This is a genomic window from Kitasatospora sp. NPDC059088 (genome assembly GCF_042738155.1).
Lineage (GTDB): Bacteria > Actinomycetota > Actinomycetes > Streptomycetales > Streptomycetaceae > Kitasatospora.
The window spans coordinates 10,381-14,808 of the sequence record NZ_JBHYGR010000187.1 but is presented as its reverse complement, the minus strand read 5'-3'; the positions used below and the strand labels follow the sequence as shown (position 1 = coordinate 14,808).

Here is a 4,428-nt window from a genome sequence, read left to right as displayed (position 1 = left end):
GGCGGCGGCGCCCGGGGGGGGGCCGCCGCCGGGGTGCGTTTCGGCCCGGCCGGGGGGGGCCGCCCCCGGCGCCGCCGGGGCCGGGGGCCGGGCCGGCGCCGTTCCGGGCGCCGGGTCCGTCCGCGTGCTGTGGTGACCGCCTGTGCTGTCTGCGCTGCTCCCGTTCACCCCTACATCATGCTGGAAGCGCCGCCTCATGCGGCGCGGCGGGCGGCGATCCGCTCCGCGTCCGGCCAGCGGACGTCCCGGACCCAGCCGGCCAGCTCGAACCAGCGGATCAGCCGGGCCGAGGAGTCGATCTGTCCGCGCAGGACGCCGTGGCGGGCCGAGGTCGGGTCGGCGTGGTGCAGGTTGTGCCAGGACTCGCCGCAGGAGAGCACCGCGAGCCACCAGACGTTGCCGGAGCGGTCCCGGGAGCGGAACGGGCGCCGGCCGATGGCGTGGCAGATCGAGTTGATCGACCAGGTGACGTGGTGCAGCAGGGCGACCCGCACCAGTGAGCCCCAGAAGAAGGCGGACAGCGCGCCCTCCCAGGACAGGCTCACCAGGCCGCCGACCAGCGCGGGCAGCAGCAGCGAGATGGTGGTCCAGAGCCAGAACAGCCGGGAGATCCGCCGCAGCGCCGGATCGCCGACCAGGTCCGGGGCGTACTTGAGCTGCGGGGTCTGCTCCTCGTCGAACATCCAGCCCATGTGGGCCCACCACAGGCCCTTGACCAGGGCCGGGACGCTCTCCCCGTAGCGCCACGGCGAGTGCGGGTCGCCGTCCTTGTCGCTGAACCGGTGGTGCTTGCGGTGGTCGGCCACCCAGCGCACCAGCGGTCCCTCGACGGCGAGGCTGCCGACGACGGCGAGGGCCAGCCGCATCGGGCGGGGGGCCTTGAAGGAGCCGTGGGTGAAGTAGCGGTGGTAGCCGACGGTGATGCCGTGACAGGTGAGGAAGTACATGGCGACGGTGACCGCGACGTCGGTCCAGCCGAGCCCCCGGCCCCAGGCCACCGGTACGGCGGCGACCAGCGCGGCGAACGGGACGAGGATGAAGAGGCCGAGCGCGATCCGCTCGGCGGCCCCCTGCTTCTCGCCGCCGCGGGTGGCGGACAGCCGGGTCGCGGCGTCGGCGGAGGGATCGGGGGAGGGGTCGGGGAGGGCGGTGGCCCCCGCGTGCGCCTCGTCGGCCTGGATGGTCATGGGCGTCCCTTCGCGGCGTCCCGGAACGGGACAGAGCGGACCTACGTTGGCGTAACCTACGGCATCGTAGGTTGCGCTCCGTGTCCAGGGGAACACACCCCCGCGCGGCGCTTGAGTGAATTCACCCGACTGGATGGATGAACCCGGAACCCCTCCCGTGCCCGGATCGGACGGGCCAGGAGGGTCGGCATTGGTGGTAGATGTGAGGCGCGCTACCCCGTAGTCTTGGCCCAGCGCGCCGCCGGGCCTCCGGCGGTGGAGCTCCGGTCCCGGATCGTCTAAGGGCAGGACAGCTGGTTTTGGTCCAGCTTATGGGGGTTCGAATCCTCCTCCGGGAGCACTGAGTACGGCCGCGGGCGGGCATGCGCGGGCCGGGCGTCTGGCGTTTCGGCTCGCCGCCCCGCACTATCCTCGAACTGCCAGAGCACATGTGCGGACCGCGTTCTGGCCTGCTCTGCCCTCTCTTTGAACCTAATGAGGAGCCTCCCCGCATGGGTGCCAATTCGCTTGCCGCCGTTGTCGTGCTCGCCGCCGGTGGTGGGACCCGGATGAAGTCGAACAAGGTGCCCAAGGTGCTGCACGAGGTGTGCGGGCGCTCGCTGGTGGGTCACGCGGTTTCGGCGGCCGGGGAACTGACGCCGGGGCAGCTCGTCGTGGTGGTCGGCCACCAGCGCGAGCAGGTCGAGGAGCACCTGGCGACGCACTACCCGGCCGTGCGCCCGGTCGTGCAGGAGGAGCAGAACGGCACCGGCCACGCGGTCCGCACCGCGCTGGAGTCGCTGGCCGCCGACGGCGTGACGCTGGACGGCACCGTGATCGTCACCGCCGGGGACTCGCCGCTGCTCACCGGGGACACCCTGCGCCGGCTGGCCCGCTCGCACGAGGCCCAGCAGAACGGCGTCACCGTGCTGACCGCCGTCGTCCCCGAGCCCTTCGGCTACGGCCGCATCCTGCGCGACGAGGACGGCACCGTCGCCGCGATCGTCGAGGAGCGGGACGCCAGCGACACCCAGCGCGCCATCGCCGAGATCAACTCGGGCGTGTTCGCCTTCGACGCCAAGCTGCTCACCGAGGCGCTGGCCGAGCTGACCACCGACAACTCGCAGGGCGAGGAGTACCTGACCGACACCCTGGAGATCCTGCGCGAGGCCGGGCACCGGGTCGGCGCCGTGGTCGCCGAGGACCACCGGGACATCCTGGGCATCAACGACCGGGTCCAGCTCGCGCAGGCCCGCCGGCTGCTGAACGACCGCCTGCTGGAGCGGGCGATGCGCGCGGGCGTCACCGTGGTCGACCCGGCCAGCACCTGGATGGACGTCCAGGTGACGTACGAGCCGGACGCCGTGGTGCTGCCGAACACCCAGCTGCAGGGCGCGACCCACCTGGGCGAGGACTGCGAGGTGGGCCCGAACTCCACCCTCCGGGACACCCTGGTCGGCGCCGGCGCCCGTGTGAGCAACACCACGGCCGACCGCGCCGAGATCGGCGAGCTCGCCTCCACCGGCCCGTACGCCTACCTGCGGCCGGGGGCGAAGCTGGCCCGCAAGGCGAAGGTCGGCACCTACGTCGAGGTCAAGAACTCCGAGCTGGGCGAGGGCGCCAAGGTGCCGCACCTCTCCTACATCGGCGACGCCACGATCGGCGAGGGCACCAACGTCGGCGCGGCCTCGGTCACCGTGAACTACGACGGGGTGAAGAAGCACCGCACCGTCATCGGGGCGCACTGCCGCACCGGCTCGGACAACATGTTCATCGCCCCGGTGACCGTCGGTGACGGCGCTTACACCGGCGCGGGCTCGGTGATCACCACCGACGTTCCGCCCGGCGCACTCGGCGTGAACCGCGCGCAGCAGCGCAACATCGAGGGCTGGGTGGAGCGCAAGCGCCCGGGCACGGTGTCCGCGCAGGCCGCGCGGGCCGCGACCGACGGCGCGGCCGAGGTCTGACGCGCCCACCGGGGACCGGTCGGCCGGTCCCCGGGGCGGACGGTTTCTGCGCGGGCGCGTAACCTGGGGGACATACGTGCGCCACTGGGCTTACCGCCCGTGTCCAGGCGTACCGACATTCCCCGATCCCCTCGTGAGTGCGGGCTGCGCCTGCCCTCCTCGGGAGCGGGGTTCAGCGTCCGCAACACGAGGAGACGGTGCAGTGAGCGGGATCACGACGTCGGGTGAGAAGAAGCTCAAGCTCTTCTCCGGCCGTGCCCACCCGGAGCTGGCGAGGGAGGTTGCCGAGGCGCTGGGGACCGAGCTGGTCCCGACCAAGGCCCTGGACTTCGCCAACGGCGAGATCTACGTCCGCTTCCTGGAGTCGGCGCGTGGCGCGGACTGCTTCGTGATGCAGAGCCACACGGCTCCCATCAACCAGTGGATCATGGAACAGCTGATCATGATCGATGCTCTCAAGCGGGCCTCCGCCAAGAGCATCACCGCGATCCTGCCGTTCTACGGGTACGCCCGCCAGGACAAGAAGCACCTCGGCCGCGAGCCCATCTCGGCCCGTCTGGTCGCCGACCTGCTCCGCCAGGCCGGTGCCGACCGCCTGATGGCCGTCGACCTGCACACCGCGCAGATCCAGGGCTTCTTCGACGGCCCGGTGGACCACCTGTTCGCGCTGCCGCTGCTGGCCGACTACATCGGCGAGAAGGTGGACCGCTCCAAGCTGACCGTCGTCTCGCCGGACGCCGGCCGGGTCAAGGTGGCCGACCAGTGGTGCGACCGGCTGGACGCCCCGCTGGCGATCATCCACAAGCGCCGCGACATCACCCAGGCCAACACCATCCTGTCGGCCGACGTGGTCGGTGACGTCGACGGCCGGGTCTGCGTCCTGGTCGACGACATGATCGACACCGCCGGCACCATCTGCGCCGCCGCCGACGCGCTGTTCGAGAACGGCGCCGCGGACGTCCTGGTGGCCGCCACCCACGGCGTGCTCTCCGGCCCGGCCGCGGACCGGCTCAAGAACTCCCGGGTCAGCGAGTTCGTGTTCACCAACACGCTGCCCACCCCGGCCGAGCTCCAGCTGGACAAGATCACCACGCTGTCCATCGCCCCGTCGATCGCCGCCGCGATCCGCGAGGTCTTCGAGGAGGGCTCGGTCACCAGCCTCTTCGAGGGCGTGCACTGACGAAGCCCCGCGCAGGCGGGGCCCCGCCCCCCCCCCGCGGGGGGGCCGGGGCGGGGGGGGGGCGGGCGCGGCGGGGGGGGGGGGGGGGGGGGGGCCCCCCCCGGGGGGCCCCGGG

3 protein-coding genes and 1 tRNA gene are annotated in these 4,428 nt (G+C 72.6%); 3 read left to right on the top strand and 1 reads right to left on the bottom strand.

Features of this window, described 5'->3' with window-relative positions; translation table 11 throughout:
• Positions 1-194: 194 nt before the first annotated feature.
• Complete coding sequence (locus ACFWXO_RS42030) at positions 195-1,187, bottom strand: acyl-CoA desaturase (RefSeq protein ID WP_375892707.1); 993 nt, start codon at positions 1,185-1,187, stop codon at positions 195-197.
• 267 nt (positions 1,188-1,454) lie between these two features.
• Here ACFWXO_RS42030 and ACFWXO_RS42025 point away from each other — a divergent pair.
• The 3 genes from ACFWXO_RS42025 to ACFWXO_RS42015 all read left to right on the top strand — a co-directional run bounded on the left by ACFWXO_RS42025 (position 1,455) and on the right by ACFWXO_RS42015 (position 4,313).
• Positions 1,455-1,525: transfer RNA gene (locus tag ACFWXO_RS42025), tRNA-Gln, on the top strand.
• A gap of 153 nt (positions 1,526-1,678) precedes the next feature.
• Positions 1,679-3,133 (top strand): bifunctional UDP-N-acetylglucosamine diphosphorylase/glucosamine-1-phosphate N-acetyltransferase GlmU, encoded by a 1,455-nt coding sequence (gene glmU, locus ACFWXO_RS42020; RefSeq protein WP_375892705.1) that lies wholly within the window; start codon positions 1,679-1,681, stop codon positions 3,131-3,133.
• A 202-nt stretch (positions 3,134-3,335) separates the two neighbouring features.
• The gene (locus ACFWXO_RS42015; RefSeq protein WP_375892703.1) at positions 3,336-4,313 is read left to right on the top strand and encodes a ribose-phosphate diphosphokinase; all 978 of its coding nucleotides are present in this window, start codon (positions 3,336-3,338) and stop codon (positions 4,311-4,313) included.
• Positions 4,314-4,428 lie beyond the last annotated feature (115 nt).